At 72.0% G+C, this 16,594-nt stretch carries 16 protein-coding genes; 8 read left to right on the top strand and 8 right to left on the bottom strand.

Annotation, left to right across the window (positions count from 1 at the left end; genetic code table 11):
- The first annotated feature begins 40 nt into the window (after nt 1-40).
- From K8Z49_RS20075 to K8Z49_RS20060, 4 genes are read left to right on the top strand one after another with little or no spacing between them, the layout of a single operon-like run.
- Nucleotides 41-2,692 carry a nitrate- and nitrite sensing domain-containing protein gene (locus tag K8Z49_RS20075; protein WP_111830177.1) on the top strand — a complete coding sequence of 884 codons (2,652 nt, stop codon included), beginning with the start codon at nt 41-43 and terminating at the stop codon, nt 2,690-2,692.
- Nucleotides 2,689-3,108: a roadblock/LC7 domain-containing protein gene (locus K8Z49_RS20070; protein ID WP_021593229.1), complete on the top strand. Its 420-nt coding sequence runs from the start codon at nt 2,689-2,691 to the stop codon at nt 3,106-3,108. The genes K8Z49_RS20075 and K8Z49_RS20070 overlap by 4 nt, the downstream gene beginning before the upstream one ends.
- Nucleotides 3,109-3,114: 6 nt before the next feature.
- Entirely contained in the window at nt 3,115-3,555 is a 441-nt protein-coding gene (locus K8Z49_RS20065; RefSeq protein ID WP_075020818.1) for a DUF742 domain-containing protein, read from the top strand.
- Complete coding sequence (locus K8Z49_RS20060) at nt 3,536-4,210, top strand: GTP-binding protein (RefSeq protein WP_021593227.1); 675 nt, start codon at nt 3,536-3,538, stop codon at nt 4,208-4,210. Before K8Z49_RS20065 ends, K8Z49_RS20060 begins: the two co-directional genes overlap by 20 nt.
- Here the strand turns inward: K8Z49_RS20060 and K8Z49_RS20055 are convergent.
- A complete protein-coding gene (locus K8Z49_RS20055) occupies nt 4,207-4,731 on the bottom strand; it encodes a winged helix-turn-helix transcriptional regulator (RefSeq protein ID WP_021593226.1) in 525 nt (174 codons plus the stop codon). The genes K8Z49_RS20060 and K8Z49_RS20055 overlap by 4 nt on opposite strands.
- 65 nt (nt 4,732-4,796) lie before the next feature.
- Here K8Z49_RS20055 and K8Z49_RS20050 point away from each other — a divergent pair, with 65 nt between their 5' ends.
- On the top strand, nt 4,797-6,221 hold the full coding sequence (locus K8Z49_RS20050; RefSeq protein ID WP_075020820.1) for an MFS transporter: 1,425 nt from the start codon (nt 4,797-4,799) through the stop codon (nt 6,219-6,221).
- A gap of 986 nt (nt 6,222-7,207) precedes the next feature.
- Nucleotides 7,208-10,777 carry a hypothetical protein gene (locus K8Z49_RS20045; protein WP_412520252.1) on the top strand — a complete coding sequence of 1,190 codons (3,570 nt, stop codon included), beginning with the start codon at nt 7,208-7,210 and terminating at the stop codon, nt 10,775-10,777.
- Here the strand turns inward: K8Z49_RS20045 and K8Z49_RS20040 are convergent, their stop codons facing one another.
- The 4 genes from K8Z49_RS20040 to K8Z49_RS20025 form a co-directional block, all read right to left on the bottom strand.
- Nucleotides 10,778-11,002, bottom strand: coding sequence for a helix-turn-helix domain-containing protein (locus tag K8Z49_RS20040; RefSeq protein WP_412520250.1), 225 nt, complete (start codon nt 11,000-11,002; stop codon nt 10,778-10,780).
- Nucleotides 11,002-11,607: a DUF2975 domain-containing protein gene (locus K8Z49_RS20035; protein ID WP_075020822.1), complete on the bottom strand. Its 606-nt coding sequence runs from the start codon at nt 11,605-11,607 to the stop codon at nt 11,002-11,004. Before K8Z49_RS20035 ends, K8Z49_RS20040 begins: the two co-directional genes overlap by 1 nt.
- Before the next feature lie 69 nt (nt 11,608-11,676).
- A complete protein-coding gene (locus K8Z49_RS20030; protein WP_412520248.1) occupies nt 11,677-12,066 on the bottom strand; it encodes a hypothetical protein in 390 nt (129 codons plus the stop codon).
- Nucleotides 12,063-12,587, bottom strand: a complete 525-nt coding sequence (locus K8Z49_RS20025; protein ID WP_021593220.1) for a DUF2231 domain-containing protein — start codon at nt 12,585-12,587, stop codon at nt 12,063-12,065. Before K8Z49_RS20025 ends, K8Z49_RS20030 begins: the two co-directional genes overlap by 4 nt.
- Nucleotides 12,588-12,712: 125 nt before the next feature.
- Here K8Z49_RS20025 and K8Z49_RS20020 point away from each other — a divergent pair, with 125 nt between their 5' ends.
- Nucleotides 12,713-13,429, top strand: coding sequence for a helix-turn-helix transcriptional regulator (locus tag K8Z49_RS20020; protein ID WP_177287672.1), 717 nt, complete (start codon nt 12,713-12,715; stop codon nt 13,427-13,429).
- On the opposite strand, the gene K8Z49_RS20015 is transcribed toward K8Z49_RS20020, so the two are convergent.
- Nucleotides 13,398-13,814 (bottom strand): MarR family winged helix-turn-helix transcriptional regulator, encoded by a 417-nt coding sequence (locus K8Z49_RS20015; protein WP_021593218.1) that lies wholly within the window; start codon nt 13,812-13,814, stop codon nt 13,398-13,400. The genes K8Z49_RS20020 and K8Z49_RS20015 overlap by 32 nt on opposite strands.
- 87 nt (nt 13,815-13,901) lie before the next feature.
- Between K8Z49_RS20015 and K8Z49_RS20010 the strand changes: the two genes are divergently transcribed.
- Nucleotides 13,902-14,714 (top strand): glutamate ABC transporter substrate-binding protein, encoded by an 813-nt coding sequence (locus K8Z49_RS20010; RefSeq protein ID WP_021593217.1) that lies wholly within the window; start codon nt 13,902-13,904, stop codon nt 14,712-14,714.
- Here K8Z49_RS20010 and K8Z49_RS20005 read toward each other — a convergent pair.
- On the bottom strand, nt 14,711-15,280 hold the full coding sequence (locus K8Z49_RS20005; protein WP_021593216.1) for a hypothetical protein: 570 nt from the start codon (nt 15,278-15,280) through the stop codon (nt 14,711-14,713). The genes K8Z49_RS20010 and K8Z49_RS20005 overlap by 4 nt on opposite strands.
- Entirely contained in the window at nt 15,277-16,500 is a 1,224-nt protein-coding gene (locus K8Z49_RS20000) for a protein kinase domain-containing protein (protein WP_412520244.1), read from the bottom strand. The genes K8Z49_RS20005 and K8Z49_RS20000 overlap by 4 nt, the downstream gene beginning before the upstream one ends.
- Nucleotides 16,501-16,594 lie beyond the last annotated feature (94 nt).

The raw sequence follows: 16,594 nt of genomic DNA, 5'->3' as shown, positions 1-16,594 counted from the left end.
CCCGCACCCCCCGGCACCCCGGCATGAGGTAGTGAATCCGATGACCTCCAAGACACCCCGCGACGACGCGTCCGGCCGCACGGGCCGGCGGCGGCGCCCGATCCGGCTGCGGATCACGGCGCTGCTGCTGGTCCCGCTGGTGTCCCTCATCACCCTGTGGGCGTTCGCGGCGAACATCACGCTCGGCGACGCCTTCGACAAGTACGACTTCTCGACGACGTACGAGAAGATGGGCCTTCCCGGCATCTACCTGGTGAACCAGCTCCAGGCGGAACGTTCCCTCAGCGTCGTCGCGCTCAGCACCCGCGACCCCGCCGACCGGCAGAAGCTCGGCGGGCAGCGCGCCCGGGTGAGCGCCGTCGAGAAGGCGTTCCGCGGGACCGCGCTGTCGCCCGAGGCGCGGGACGCGGCCGAACCGGAGACCAAGCAGCGGCTCGCCGAGGCGATCAAGGCGCTGGACCGGCTGCCGCAGCTGCGCGCCCGGGTCGACTCGGGGCAGGTCCAGCCGCTGGAGGTCATCAACTCCTACAGCACCATGCTCGACCAGGTGATCAAGGTCTTCGACGGCCTGGTGACGGTCAACGACGTCGCGATCCTCACCCAGGGCCGCGCCCTGATCAGCGTCGGCAACGCCCGCGCCTACATGCTGCGGCAGGACTCCCTCGTCACCGCCGCGATGGCGCGCAACGGGCGGCTCACCCAGGCCGAGCACACCGCGTTCGTCCAGTGGGCGGCCGAGGGGCGGCGCGAGTTCGACGCCGGGCTCGCCGACCTCAACGACCAGATCCGGGGACCGCTCCAGCAGCTCGCCGCGACCGACGGGTTCAAGCGGTACCGGGCGGCCGAGACCGCCATCGTGAACGCGCGCGGCGACCGGCTGCCGCCCGAGGCGGCCGACTGGCAGGCCACCACCCAGCTGCTGTCGCAGGCCTGGGCGCAGCGGGTCACCGAGGCGAGCCTCGCGCTCAACGAGATGGCCAAGCCCATCGGTGAGCGGATCATCATGCGGCTGGTCCTCGCCGGCGGGTTCGGGCTGCTCGCGGTGATCGCGTCCATCATCCTGTCGCTGCTGGCCGCGCGCAGCCTGTCGCGGGAGCTGCGCGGGCTCCAGCGCGCCGCGCTGAACCTCGCCGAGGACCGGCTGCCCGGCGTCGTCGCCCGGCTGAGACGCGGCGAGGAGGTGGACGTGGACGCCGAGGCGCCGCCGCTCGTCATCGGAAGGAGCCGCGAGGTCGCCAGCGTCGGCGACGCGTTCACCAAGGTGCAGCACACCGCGATCGAGACCGCCGTCCGCGAGTCCTACCTGCGGCAGGGCATCAGCCGCGTGTTCCTCAACGTCGCGTGGCGCAGCCAGTCGCTGCTGCACCGGCAGCTGCGGATGCTGGACGAGATGGAGCGCGACGCGTCCGACCCCAAGGTCCTGGAGGACCTGTTCCGCCTCGACCACCTCACCACCCGCATGCGCCGCCACGCCGAGGGCCTGGTCATCCTGTCCGGGACGTCCCCGGGCCGGGGCTGGAGCCGTCCGGTGCACGTCGAGGACGTGCTGCGCGCCGCGGTCGCCGAGGTCGAGGACTACACCCGGGTCGAGGTCGTCGTGGTGTCCGGGCAGGCCGCGGTGATCGGCGAGGCCGTCGCCGACATCATCCACCTGCTCGCCGAGCTGATCGAGAACGCGACGGTGTTCTCCCCGGCCCCGACCGAGGTGCTCGTCCGCGGCGAGATGGGCGCGAACGGGTTCGCCGTCGACATCATCGACCGCGGCATCGGGCTCGACCAGTCCGAGCTGGACGCGCTGAACCTGCGGCTGCAGCGGCCGCCGGAGTTCGACCTGGCCGTCACCGACCGGCTCGGCCTGTTCGTCGTCTCCCGGCTCGCCGGACGGCACGGCATCAGGGTCGCCCTCCAGCCGTCCCTCTACGGGGGCGTCAGCGCGGTCGTGCTGATCCCGCGGCAGCTGATCGTGGACGTCGACCAGCCCGAGGACGAGAACATGGCCGAGGGCGCCCCGCGCGGAGACGTCCCGGTCGCGCGGGCGGGAGCCGCCCCGCAGAACGGGGCGACGCCGGCGAACGGGTCGCTGAAGGCCTGGCCCGAGCAGGCGCCGTCGTCCACGGCGATGCTCAACGCCCCGGTGTACGACACGTCCGCGCCGCCCGAAGCGCCGGCGTCCTACGAGGACCAGCCGGAGTATGACGCGACGGTGGGGTTCGACGACGGTGCCCAGACCCCGACGTCGTACGGGACCCCACCGTCGCACGGGTCGCCGCCGGCGTTCGACGCCACGCGCCCGTTCCAGGCCGGCGGGCCGCACATCCCCGCCTACGGCCACGACCCCTACGCCGGGTCGAGCGGCGAGTACGAGACGCCGGCCTCCTTCGGGGAGGGCGCCGTGTCGTTCGGCCAGACCGGTCCGTTCGGGCAGGCGCAGGCGTCGGGCGGCGGGCGGGCCCCGCTGCCGCGCCGGGTGCGCGGCGGCAACCTGGCGCCGCAGCTGCGCGACCAGGACACCTATCAGGAGGAGCCCGCCGCCACCACCTACCCCGACGACGCGGTCGCCGCGTGGGAGGAGCGGTCGGCGGAGGCCTCCCGTGACCTGTTCGCGTCCTTGCAGGCGGGCTGGCTGCGCGGCCGGGACGAGGACGAAGGGCCCGCCGAGGGTCCCGCGAACGGCATGGAGGGAAGATCATGACCCAGCAGGGAGTCGCGGCCGAGCTGAACTTTCTCCTCGACGATCTGGTCGACCGGGTCCCGCAGGTCCGCAAGGTCGTCGTCCTGTCCAGGGACGGGCTGGTGATGGGCATGTCGCGGGGCGTCGGGCGGGAGGACTCCGAGTACCTCGCGGCCCTCGCCGCCGGGTTCCACAGCCTCGCGGTCGGGGCGCGCCCGCAGCTGGACTCCGGCGAGATCCGGCAGACGATGATCGAGATGGACAAGGGCCTGTTCTTCGTCGTCCCCGCCGGCGCCAACAGCTGCCTTGCCCTGCTCAGCGAGGTCGGCGCGAACGCGGGCCTCGTCGCCTACGAGATGACGATGCTGGTCAAGCGGGTCGGCAGGCAGCTGTCCACCGGACTGAGACAGGGCGCGCCCGGCCCCGGACACAGGTGACCCGGCATGGACCCCAGCGACGTTCCCGGTGCTCCTCGGGGTCCCGGCAGAGAGCGATGGCTCGATGCCGCCGCCGGGCCGATCGTCCGCCCCTACGCGGTGACGCGCGGCCGCACCCGCGCGAGCGGCGAGCACCTGGACATCGTGGCGATCCTCGTCGCGACGGGCCGGCAGCCGCCCGAGCCGGGCCGGCTGTCGCGCCAGCAGCGCCGGCTGCTGGCGCTGTGCCGGCGTCCGCACGCGCTCGCCGACCTCGCCTCGGACCTGAACCTGCCGCTCGGCGTGATCCGGGTGCTGGCCGGCGACCTGATCGACTCGGGGCTCGTGGACGTCCAGCGGTGGTCCGCGCCCCCCTCGCCGACGTCGCCGACGACACCGGTCTACGTCCAGCCGCACAACGACCCGAACCTGCTCAGGAGGGTGCTCGATGAGCTCCGTGCGCTCTAGTCTCGACGAAGCCGGCCCGGGGGGCGCGGGGGGCCGCTCCCCGTCCACGGGCCACGATCCCGTCCAGGACGAGACCGACGAGCGGGCGGACGGCCCGCGCGTCGCGCTGAAGATCCTCGTCGCCGGCGGGTTCGGCGTCGGGAAGACGACGCTGGTCGGCGCGGTCAGCGAGATCCGGCCGCTGCGCACCGAGGAGGCGCTGACCGACGCGAGCGTCGGCGTGGACGACCTCGACGGCGTCGCCGCCAAGACGACCACGACGGTGGCGATGGACTTCGGCCGCATCACGCTGCGCGACGGCGTCGCGATCTACCTGTTCGGGACGCCCGGCCAGGAGCGGTTCTGGTTCATGTGGAACGAGTTGTCGCGCGGCGCGCTCGGCGCGGTCGTGCTCGCCGACACGCGGCGGCTGATGGCGAGCTTCGCCTCGATCGACTACTTCGAGCGCAAGGGCACCCCGTTCATCGTCGCCGTCAACTGCTTCGACGACGCGGACCACTACGAGCCGCCCGAGATCCGCTCGGCGCTGGACATCGACCCGCACGTCCCCGTCCTGCTGTGCGACGCGCGGCACGCGGGGTCGGCGAAGCAGGTGCTGGTGTCGCTGGTCGAGCACGCGCTGCGGCTCGCCGGCGGCACCCGGCACGCCTCCTAGTCCGCCGCTCCCCGGTCCGCCGCTCCCTGCCCGCCGGGCCGGTCGTCGGTCTCCGGCGGGCCCATGACGATCTCGTCGACCCCGACGTCGTGCCCGTCGGCACATCTGACCTGCGCCGTCACCCGCTCGCCGCAGTCGCTGTGGGTCAGCATGACCTGGCGCCCCTCGTCGCCGGGCAAATAGTTCTCGCCCCACTCCATGAGGCTGACGAGGGTCGGCGCGAGGTCCAGGCCCATCTTCGTCAGGTGGTACTCGTAGCGCGTGCGCTGCCCGGGCTCCTGGTAGGGCTCCTTGCTGAGCAGGCCGAAGTCCACGAGATGGCGCAGCCGGGCGGTGACGGCCGATTCGGTCATGCCCAGGTTGCGCACGAAGTCACCGAAACGGTTGGTCCCGAAGAAGGCCTCGCTGAGCACCAGGACCGCCGACGGCGGACCGAGCGCGGCCAGGGTCCTCGCGACCGGGCAGTTCTGCATCGACCAGGCGTCACGGTCGGCGAAGTGCCCCTCAAGTGCGATTGTCACCCGCCCACTATAAACCTGCTGACTTCGCTTGACCAAAGTCAGGTGGCTCGCTAGCCTCCCTGACTATGGTGGAACAAAGTCAGGTGCGCACGGGGCCGGTGCTCGCGGTGCTCTCCGTCGCCTCCTTCATGGCGGGCCTCGACCTGTTCATCGTCAACGTGGCCTTCGACGACATCGGCCGCGACTTCGCCGGGCAGTCCATGGCCGACCTGTCCTGGGTTCTCAACGGCTACGCCATCGTCTTCGCCGCGCTGCTCGTCCCGCTCGGGCGGCTCGCCGACCGCTACGGCCGCAAGAAGGGCCTCGTCCTCGGCCTCATCGTCTTCACCCTCGCCTCCCAGGCCTGCGCCGCCGCCCCCGACCTGTGGTCCCTGGTCGCCTTCCGCGTCCTGCAGGCCGCGGGCGCCGCCGCCCTCATCCCCACCAGCCTCGGGCTCCTGCTGTCGGCCTTCCCCGCCGCCCGCCGCGGCGGCGCCGTCCGCATCTGGTCCGCCGCCTCCGCGCTCGCCGCCGCGGCCGGCCCCGCGATCGGCGGCGTCCTCGTCGACGTCTCCTGGCGCTGGGTCTTCGAAGTCAACATCCCCATCGGGATCGCCGCCGTCGTGCTCGCCGTCCGGCTCGTCCCCGACTCGCGCGAAGGCGCCACCGCCCGCGTCCCCGACCTCCCCGGCACCGCCGTCCTCACCCTCGCCGTCGCGCTGCTCGCCCTCGGCGTCGTGAAGGTCAACGACTGGCCCGGAGAGCAGACCACCCTCGTGATCGGCGCCGCCCTGCTCGGCCTCACCTGGTTCTGGCTGCGGTCCCTGCGGCACCCCGCGCCCGTCATCGAACCCGCGCTCCTCGCCGTCCGCACCTTCTTCTGGTCCAACGCCGCGATCCTGCTCTTCACCGTCGCGTTCGCCGCCAACCTGCTCCTCGGCGTCCTCTGGATGCAGCAGGTCTGGCACTACTCGCCCATCAAGACCGGGCTCGCCGTCGCGCCCGGCCCGCTGATGGTCCCCATCATGGCGCTCATCGCCGGACGCCTCGTCGCCGCGCGCGTCCCCGTCGGTCTGATCACCGCCGTCGGGTGCATGCTCTGCGCGTTCGGCGTCGTCATGATCGCGATGAGCCTCGGCCCGGCGCCCGCCTACGCGACGGAGATGCTGCCGGGCTGGCTCATCGGCGGGACGGGCGTCGGACTCGCCCTCCCCACCATCCTGTCCGCCTCCGCCGCCGACCTGCCCTCCCACCGCTACGCCACCGGCAGCGCCGTGGTCAACATGAGCCGGCAGATCGGCACCGTCCTCGGCGTCAGCCTCGCCGTCGCCGTCCTCGGCACCCCGCACGGCTACGCCGACGCCCACACCGCCTATGTCAACTCCTGGCTGATGGTCGGGGGGTTCATGGTGATCGCAGCGATCGCCGCCCTTGGCATGACCCCCCGCCGCCTCCAGCCGACCCGCCCCGTCCCCGAGCCAGAAACGGAAGTGATCGCCGGCGCCTCATAACCCCGAAGACACGGGAGACGGGCGAAGCCTTGACCCGGACCGCAAGGCCCGGTTCGTCCGGAACCCGCACAGCAGGCACCTCATCCGGAGAGGTGCCTGCTGTATTTATTGTGGTTTTTGGGGTTGGGGCCCTGGGGGCCCCAACCCCAAAAACCACGTGCGATTGCTGCATCGCTCCGGCTCGCCTAGCGGCTCGCTTCGCGATCAGGTTCTTGCTTCGCTCGAACCTGCCTTCGGACGCAATCGCGACTGTTGGGGCCGTTTGGGGTTGCTGTACCGGTTGGGGTCGTCCCGCCCGACGGTTGCTGTCCCGCGCCCGACGGTTGCGCATCCCCGCCCAACTGGCTGGTTGGTGCCTTGTGGTTGCTCACCCCCCGGCCGACGGTTGCTCACCCCCGCCCGGTGGTTGCTCGCCCCGTGGCTGAGGGTTGCTGGCCACGCGCCTGAGAGTGGCTCGCTGCGCGTTCGGCGGTCGCTCACTGCGCGGTTGCCGGTTGCTCGGCGCGGCCGGTGATCGGGGTTTGTGTCCGGTGCGGCGTTGTGAGTCGTGCAGTTGACCGGTAGTGGATGAAAGCCCGTCGCTGCGATGAGAGCCCTGCCAGCATGAGGGGGTGCCCTGGTCATCGCGGTCGTCTTTGGTGCTTGGCGTGTTCGTGACCACCGGCGTAGGGGTCGGTGCATCTCTGACTGATATCCCGTACACGGAGATCATTGGTGCGGCGACGGTGGCTTTCGTGGCTGCTGTGGTCGCCTTGGCGCGGTATCGCAATGGGTGGGGCTACCGGGGTGGCGCCGGGGTCCTGGCGGCGCTCGCGGCGGCGGTTCGGTCGGAGTGGACCGCGGAATTGGCGAGGTCGGGGCAGGACGACGGGGGGACTCCGCCCATTCCGCTGGAGGTACGCGGTTCCGATGAGGGGGTCGTACTGGAGACCGTCGACCTTTCGGAGATCGGCGACATATTCCAGCGTGTGATGCCGGGGGGTTGGGTGATCACTGGACCTCCCGGATCGGGTAAGACGACGACCGCGATCGTCCTGGTGCTCGCCCTCCTGGAGCGCCGGCGTCCGGACGGGCCGGTTCCGGTGATGGTCTCCATGGCGGCCTGGGATCCCGCACGGCAGCCCTTCGAGGACTGGCTTGCCGAGCTGATCGCCGAGAAGTACGGGCTGCCCTCCGAGGTCGCCCGCGACCTCGTCGGCAGACGGCGGATCATCCCGATCCTGGACGGGTTCGACGAGTTGCCCGTCGAGAAGGCCGGGTGGGCGCTGCGCCGGATCAACTCGGCCGTGCGTGTGGACGACCCGCTGGTGATCGTCGCGCGGGACGGCTCCCTGGGGCGGGCCGTCGGCAGCAGGCAGGGCGAGCCGCTGCGGCGCGCCCTCGTCCTCCGGCTGATGCCGGTCCCCTTCCCACGGGTCGTCCATTACCTGGAAAGCCTGCTCCCGCAGGCGGACTATCCCGGCTGGAATCGGTGGCGGGAGGAACTCGGGCGGGACGGAGCGCTTGCGCAGGCCCTGAGCCTGCCCGCCAACATCAGGCTCGTCCGGTCGGCGTACCTGGACGACCGCCGTCCGCTGCCCGACTTCGGCTCGCTGAACGCGTCGGGGGTCGCCGAGCGGCTGCTCTCCGACTGGATCGACCGGCTGTATCCGAGGAACGGACGGGAGCGGTCATGGCTGGGTGAGATCGCCCGGCGGTCGGGTGACGGCGTGCCCGGCGACTTCAGCTGGTGGCTCCTACGTCGACGGTTGCCCCGTTGGGCCTTGGCCCTGCCAGTCGGTGTACTCGATCTTCTTGTCGGAGGCGTTCTTCTAGCAGGGTGCTTCGGTACGTCCACGCCGAATGTCATCGCGGCCTCCATATGGGGTGTCACATGGTTGGCCGCCCTGCTGGTCGCAGGTGGCTTCGCTCAATTCGCGGTTCGGATGCCAGTGTGGAAGACCACTGAGCCGGTCGTGCAGTTCCGTCGCAGTCTCGTCTTCCGGATGGCCTTTGCTGCTCTCGTCGGTGTCACGGGCGGACTCGCGATCGGGTCCGGGGTGACGGACGCGAGGGTCGAGAACGGGGTCTTCCTGGGCGCCGGGGTGGCCTTCAACATCCTGTCGGCGTCGAGTGTGGGTCTCTATGCGCTGTCCGTAGTGATCTTCGCTGTTCGGGGCCGGCTGCCCTGGCGGCCGTTGTCGTTCCTGGAAGAGGCGCGGCAGCAGGGTGTGGTGCGGGTGGTGGGTGGGGCCTACCAGTTCCGGTATCGGCAGATTCCGGACCTGCTCGCCGCGAGTGGTCCAGATTCCCATCGTGAGTTCGGGGACGCCGAGACAGGGCAGGCATCGGGCGCTGGGCCTGGTCCTGTGGCGCGGGGTGAGCGGCTTGATGCGTTCGCTCGGGAGGCGGTTCTGGTGGAGGTGCTCGGCCTCCCGGAGGTGCTGCGGCGGGTCGATCAGCGGGAGCCGGCGCGGTCGCGGGCGCGGCTCCAGGCGTTGGCCGCGGAGTTGATCGATGATGACCCGCTTGCCGTGGAGACTCCCGCGCGGGAGCGGGGGGAGCGGTTCGACGAGGCGCTGCTGGCGTTCGAGAAGGCGGCGGATCTGCCTTTTCTCAGCCGGTTCGTCACCGGCTATCTCGTCATCGCGGCAGGCGCTGGAGCCCTGCTGGCCGGGTTGTTCGTTGCGCGTGGCCGGTGGGGTGGGGCTTCTGATGCGATCTTCGTCGCGTGGGTGGTGCTGCTGATCTCGGTGCTCCTGTGGGCGTCGTTTCGGCGGGCCGCGGGGCAGCGGCGGGCGGTGCGGTCGCGTGATCCGGCCAAGTGGCTTCAATTGGACGCGCTCTCGCATTTGAGGCCCGCTCTAGAGCGCACCTACCGGGACTGGGTCCGGGCCATGGCGCGGGACGGGCTGCTGCCGTTGCTGAACGAGCGGCTCGGCGAGGAGCCTCCCGCCTACACGACCGAGCTCCACGGGCTGGAGCTCGAACCGCTGAGCGGGACCGATGAGCGCGATGACCATTTCGTCCCGACCGACGCCAGCCGCCGTGTCTCGCTGCTCATCGAGGAGCTGAGCAGCGCCAGCATCGGGTTGAGCGGCGTTCGCGGGGCGGGCAAGAGCACCGTCCTGCGGCAGTTGTGCGACCCGGAGCGGCACCCTGACAACGACCTGCGGCTGCTCGTGCACGCCCCGACCGCGTACGACTCGCGCGAGTTTTTGACGCACCTGTTCATCCGCGTGTGCGAGCGGGTGGTTGGTGACCGGGGGCCCAGGCCCGCGCCCGCTCGGCGGATCCGGATGCTGGCGATGCATGTGCTTCCGTGGGCCGCGGTCGGCGCGGGGCTCGCTCTCATCGTGGGGACGCTGTACCGGGCGAAGATCGCTGATGTGGTGGGACTGCTGCCGGACCAGGCGCGGGTGTATCTGCTCGCCGGTGGCGGACTGCTGATCGCGGCGGGGGTGTCCACCCTGTTGCTGTTCAACCGCAGGCCGCACTTGCGGAGCATGACGCGGGCGCAGGTCGCCGCCCATGCCCATCTGCGGCGGCTGCGGTACCAGCAGGCGGTGACCCGGACCGCGACCGGCGAGATGGCGGTCCCGGGCGGCGGCAAGGTCGGCGGGCAACTCGCCGTGCAGCAGACCGAGCAGGCGCAGAGCCTGCCGGGCCTGGTCGCCGACTTCCAGGAACTGCTGAGGATGGTCGGCACCGAGCGGCGGGCGGACCGCAACAAGGTCGTCATCGGGGTGGACGAGCTGGACAAGATCGCGACGGCGGGCGCGGCGGAGCAGTTCCTCAACGACCTCAAAGTGATCTTCGGGGTACCGGGCTGCTACTTCCTGGTGACCGTCTCGGAGGACGCCCTCGCCGCGTTCGGGCGGCGCAGCCTGTCGGTCAGGGACACCTTCGACAGTGCCTTCGACACGGTCGTGGAAGTCCCGCCGCTGCGTGGGGAGGAGGTCATGGCTTTGTTGAACCGGCGCGGCGTTCCCCTTCCCATGCCGTACGTGTGGCTGTGCCATGTGATGACCGCCGGGCTGGCGCGCGACCTCATCCGGTCGGTGCGCGCGCTCGCCGCCTTGGCGGCGGAGGGGGAGTCCCGCCTCGAACTGGAGCACCTGGCCCGGGAGATGATCGCCGAGGACGTGGCCGCGGTCATGGGAGCCCAGCTGCGGGCGGCGGCCGCCGCCGAGGAGGAGGGGACGGCCGCCCTGCTGGAGTGGCTGGCCGCCTGCGCGGACACCCCCGTCACCGGGGACGACCTGGAAGCGGGCATCGCCACGATGCCGGAGCGGGGGCTGAGCCTCACCGCGCGCACCTTCGCCGTGCAGGCGAGGACCTACCTCGCGATCGCCGCGACCCTCGTGCGGCTGTTCGTCGAGAACCCGAAGGACTCCGCCGAGTGGCTCCGCGGTCTCGGCGAGCGGCGCGAGGAGCGGCATCCGCTCGACAGGCTCGCCGAGATCCGCGGACTCCTCGCGAACCATCCGCAACTGGCCTGGCACGCGGTCCTGCGGCTGCGCCGGGAGGCGACGTGGCCGGTTCCTCTGCCGACGCTCGATCCGCAGGAAGGGTGATCAAGGCTTCTCGTGGGTCAGTAGGTCGCCTGGTTGGCAGTCGAGTTCCCTGCACAGGGCGCTCAGGGTGGTGAAGCGGATCGCCTTGGCTCGGCCGTTTTTGAGGATGGAGAGGTTCACCGGCGTCACGCCTACGCGTTCGGCCAGCTCTACCAGGGTCATGCCGCGGTCGGCCAGGAGGGCGTCCAGGTGGACGGAGATGTGGTGGGGGTCTTCCGGGGGCATCAGACCAGGCCCTCGGTGTCGGCGCGCAGGCGGGTGCCGTGGCCGAACGCGCCTGCCAGGGCGGCGACGAGGATGGACAGGATGACGGTCGAGGTCTGCAGGGTGTAGCTGGAAGTGACGGCGTTGGTGAGGGGGGTGCCGCTGATCAGGGCCTCGGTGGTGATCATGTCGAGGGCGGGGACGGCGGTGGCGGTCACCAGGAGGGCGACGGCGATCGCGTAGAGGCGCCGGATGTTCGCCGGGACGAAGACGTCGCCCGTCCGGAACGTCGCGGCCATCCGCATGAGGATGGACAGGATCACGATGATCAGGGCGGCGTGGACGATCTGGGGGGTGGCCAGCAGGACGCGGTCCCAGAGGGTGGGGTCTGCCACTGCCAGTTCGGCGTCGTTGGTGCCTTGAAGAGTCGTGCCGCCGGATCGTAGGGGTGGCACCTCCGCTGCTTTGTCGATTCGGACGTTCCGGGTGTCGATCGGGGGGAACGGGCCGGTCACTCCGAGGATCGGGAAGAGGGCCTGGAACAGGCCGACCAGGAGGAGGGCCAGGCCGAGGGTGAGTTCGAGGGCGTGGCTGTCGATTCGGGTCCAGGGGGATCTGGTGGTCATGACGACTCCTTCGCATATCGTTTTTCGATAGTAACGGTAAACGATATGCCGCCGTCAAGTGCCCTGCTCTCAGGCTTGGAGGGCGGTGATGAGCACCAGGGCCAGGGTGGCGACCGCGAAGAGGCCGTGGCCCAGGACGACCGGGATCGGGAACGCGTGCTCGGGCGCGGTGCTCTCGGTGCGGGCGGTGGGCAGCCAGCGGGCGAACATGGCGAAGCCGAGGAGCGCCACCGGCAGGAGGACGATGAACGCGGTCCAGGCCAGGGCGGTCGTGTCGGTGAACAGGTAGGCGATCCAGACGAGCAGGCCGGCGGCGGCCAGCAGGGCGTGGCCGAAGATCACCGGGACGGGGAGCCGGGACGACCCGTCGCGGGGGCCGCCGCGGGCGATCCAGGTGCCCAGCATGACGAACCCGCCCGCGGCCGTGATGAGCCAGGCGATGAGTGCGGCGATGGTCATGAGCGTTCTCCTTCGGTGGGGCGGCCGAAACCTTCGGCCTGGGTGGTCTCGTCGGCGACGCGGACGCCGTAGCGGTAGGCGAGCTTCCCGCCCAGGAACCCCGCCACGGCCAGGCCGGCGAGCGACACCGCCGACAGGGCGATGTGGGCCGCGCTCACGGCGGTGGTGGTGTCGCCCATGCGCCAGCCGAAGCCGGCCACGTAGGCGAAGGCCACGGTGAGGTTCAGGGACATGTGGACCAGGGCGGTGCGGAATGCGCGGTTGCCCGGCGGGATGGCGAGCAGGTCGAGGAAGCCGGTCGCCGCGGCGGCCAGTGCCCCGGCTATGCCGAGGGCGATGAGCCACAGCGAGCCCTCGGCGAGGACGGCCGGATCGCCGGTCAGGTGCGAGGCGACGTCGAACACGAGGCTGCCCGCCCACGCCCCGATCGGCACCGTCACGAGGATCGGGTGCAGGGGGTGGCCGTAGCCGCCGGCGAGCAGGCTCACCGGCCGTTTCGCCCGGTGCTGCGGATCGTCCATGACGACCTCCTATTTCACCAACAAGTATTGGTGTTATAGCAGTGTGGTCGTGTTCGTGGCTAGGGTGTTCGCTTGTTTTGGGTACTGCTCTTTGTGTTATGTCGGTGGGGCGCTAGGGTGGGTGGGTGACCTCAGACTCCGCCGGGCTGGAGGCCGCCGCGATCCTCAGCGACGACCTGCGGCGCGGGATGTACGCGTTCATCCGTGCCGCGCAGGCGCCGGTGACCCGGGACGAGGCGGCCGCCAGCGTCGGCATCTCCCGGAAGCTGGCCGCGTTCCATCTCGACAAGCTCGTGGACGCGGGGCTGCTGCGCGCCCGCTACGGCAGCCCGGGCGTCCGGCGGGTGGGGCGGGCCCCCAAGGTGTACGAGCCGTCCGGGCTCGACGTGCGGGTCAGCATCCCGCAGCGCGAGCACGGGCTGTTGGCGAGCATCCTGCTGGACGCCGTCCGCGGGCAGGCCGAGGGGGAGAGCGGCAGGGACGCGGCGCTGCGGGCCGCGGGGGAGCGCGGGCGTGCGGTCGGTGAGGCGGAGAGCCGTCCCGTCAGGGGCGGGCGGCTCGGTGCGGAGCGTGCGCTCACGTGCGCGGCGGAGGTCCTGGAACGGCACGGGTTCGAGCCCGAGCGGGAGGGGCCGACCCGGCTGCGGTTGCGCAACTGCCCCTTCCACCCGCTGGCCGGGAACGATCCCGATCTGGTGTGCGGGGTCAACCACGCGTTCCTGGCGGGCATGGTGGACGGCCTCGGCGCGTCCGCCATCGAGGCCGTGCTCGCCCCCAACTCCGGCCGCTGCTGCGTGGAGTTCGTGAGCCTCAGCCCTCCAGCGCCTTCAGCTCGGCGGTGAGCCGGTCCAGGATCGGGGCCAGGTCGCGCAGTTCGGCCAGGTGGACACGCGTCAGCTCGGCCAGCGTGCGGTCGGCCGCGGGCGTCGGCCGCACCCGCATCACCCGGTTGTCGCCCGGATCGCGCTCCCGCCGGACGAGGCCCGCGGCCTCGGCCCGGTTGATCAGCTCGACCGTGCTGTGGTGGCGCAGGAGGAGGTGGTCGGCCAGCTCGCCGACGGTGGGCGGACGGTCCCGCCCGTGGCCCCGGACGGCCAGGAGCAGCTGGTGCTGGGCGGGGGTCAGACCGGCCGCGCGCGCCGCTTCCTCGCTCCAGCGCAGGTAGCGGCGCAGGCCGGTGCGGAACGCCAGCAACGCCTCGAAGTCCTCCTGGCTGAGTTCCTGCACGCCCCTCCCCGTTTCCCGGTGCCCGATGGTACCCGGCGAACGTGTCGTGTCCCGATAGGATCGGTGGATCGTCGTGGAGGTGCGGCTGTGGGTGCAGGGCGGGTTCTGGCGGCGGTCGTGCTTCTCTCGGGAGTCCTCACCGCGTGCGGCCAGGGTGGGCGGGAGTCGCTGCTGGACAAGTCGACCCTCGTCGTGGGGGTGCGGCCGGACCTGCCGGGGCTCGGGCTCCGTCATCCGGACGGGCGGTTCGAGGGGTTCGACATCGACGTCGCGCGGTACGTGGCCGACCGGCTCGGCAAGAAGGTGCGCTTCGTGCAGGTGCTGGCGGCGGAGCGGATCCCGTCCCTGACGTCGGGCCGCGCCGACCTGGTCTTCGCGACGCTGTCGGTCACCCCCGAGCGCAAGACGCGGATCGCGTTCGCGGGCCCCTATTACATGTCGTACCAGGACGTGCTCGTGCGGACGGACGAGCGTGGCGTGAAGGGCGTGCGCGACCTGAAGGGCCGCCGGTTCTGCGCGGTCGAGGGCGCCGACCCGATGCAGCGGCTCCTCGCCGTGCACGGCATGACGGCCCGGACCGTCCCCGCGCGGAGCTACGACGAGTGCATGAACATGATCAAGGGCCGGTCGGTGGACGCGATCACGACGAACGACGTGATCCTGGCCGGGCTCATCCGGCGGGAGGGGCGGGGCTACCGGCTCGTCAACGCGCGGATCAGCGAGCAGAACACCGGGATCGGGCTGCGCAAGGGCGATACCGACGGGTGCGAGGCGCTCAACCGGGCGATCACCCGGATGTACCAGGACGGGACGGCGGCGAAGCTGATGAACCGGTGGTTCGGCGGCACCGGCCTCGACCTGTCGATCGTCGAGGTGCCGCAGTTCGAGGGGTGCGTCTAGACCTCGGCGTGGTCGAGGATGAGGTGCAGCTCCCGCGCGCGGCCGCCCGCGATGCCGCCCTCGCGGGTCCGGGTGGCGATCTTGTGCTGGAGGAAGGCGACGTCCCGGCGGCCCTGCCGGCCCCCGTCGAGCATCCCGTTGATCACGTTGGTGAGGTCGAGCCCGACGTCGTCGCGGACGTCCCCGGCGGCGACGCCCTCGTGCACGGCGTGGCGGAGCCTCAGCAGGGCGTCGTGGACGTTCGTGCCGGGCGGATCCTCCGGCTTCGAAGGTTCCGGCTCGGCGGTCGTCGGCTCCGGCTCCGGTTCCGGCGGGGGCGGTTCGGGGGCCGGTGTCCCGGACGGTGACGCCGTCGCGGACGGGGAGGCCGCCTGGAGCGGGAGGAGCCGCCCGGCCGAGCGGTCGCGGCTGGAGAGGGTGTCGCCGATGCCGAGGACGAGGGTGGTCGCGGCCACGACGGTGGCGGTGGCGACGGCGCCGATCGCGAGCCAGGGGAGCCGGGACGTCCGCGGCGGGCGGGCGAGCTCCTCGCGCCGCCACCCGGTGGGCGCCTCCTCGTCCGTCATGCCTGGATGTTCGCGAGGACGCGGTTGAGCTCGTCCGCGAGGTCGGGCGACAGGCCGCGCTCCCGCTGCCGGGTCACGATCTTGTCCTGGAGCGAGGCGATCCGCCGGTTCACGTCCACCTTCCGGTCCGAGGTGAGGTCGTTCTCCAGGTTGGTGATGACGTTGTTCAGGTCGATCGCGACGTCGGAGCGGATCTCGCCGGAGGCGTAGCCGCGGGAGACGATCGGGCGGAGCCGGCCGAGCGCGCTCGTCACGCCCGGGTCCGTCGCGCGGGGCCCGGTCCGCGGCGTCGTGGGCGGGGCGGACGGCGGCGCGGCGGCGCCCGTCCGGGTGGGCGGCGGGACGGTGACCGGGCTGCGCGGCGCCGACACGAGGATCGCGGCGGCGGCCGTGCCCGGGATCGCGACCACCAGGGCCGCCGCGGCGAGGCGGACGCCCGTCCTGCCGCGGCGGCGGGGACGCGGCGCGGGCGGCGGCCGCATGGTCCTGGTGCGCTGCTCGGTCCGCGGGGCCGCGCCCGGCGCGGCGAAGACCGCGTTCGGCGGGCCGTCGTCGCCGGCGAGCAGGTCGGCGATCTCGCCGGCGGACGGGGCGTCCGCGCCCAGGCAGCGGGCGGCGAGCGCGGACAGCTCCCCGGACGCCCCGGGCGCGAGGCAGGAGCCGATGACGGTGCCGAGCGCCCGCACGTCGGCCGCCTTCGCGTCGGCGGCGAGCGCGAGCCGCGTCCCGGGCTCGGCGGGATCGCGCGCATCGCGCACGATCCCGCCGATGCCCATGTCGACGACCTTGACCTCGTCGCACGTGAGCATGACCTTGCCCGGCTCCAGGTCGCCGTGCGGGACCCCGGCGGCGTGCGCGGCCTCCAGCGCCGCGGCGATCTGGCCGCAGACGTCGGCCGCCTCGGACGCGGTGAGCGGACCGCGCCCGAGCCGGTCGGCGAGCGTCTCGCCGTCGAGGTACTCGGTGACGACGAAGGACGCCAGCCGCCCGGAGGCGTCGCGCGTCTGATCGCTGTCGTAGACCGTCTCCAGGACGGCGTGGGACAGCCCGGCGGCGCGGTTGACGCCCTCCTGGAACGCGTGGCGCAGGTCGGCGCGGTCGGGGGTCAGCAGCTTCACCGCGACGCGGCGGCCGAGCAGCTCGTCCCAGGCGCGCCAGACCTCCATCGTCCCGCCGTCGTCGAGACGCTCCACGAGGCGGTAGCGATCCGTCAGCCGCAAGCCCGATTCCACTCGGCGTCACCCTCGTCGCTGTCCGGCGCCGGGCGTGGTCCCGGCATGTCAGGAGATACGCGCCGCCGGTGCGGCGGGTTCG

It is taken from the genome of Actinomadura madurae (assembly GCF_047130825.1).
Taxonomy (GTDB): Bacteria; Actinomycetota; Actinomycetes; order Streptosporangiales; family Streptosporangiaceae; genus Spirillospora; species Spirillospora madurae.
The sequence above is the reverse complement of the archived record's forward strand: the minus strand, read 5'-3'. Positions and strand labels throughout refer to the sequence as shown.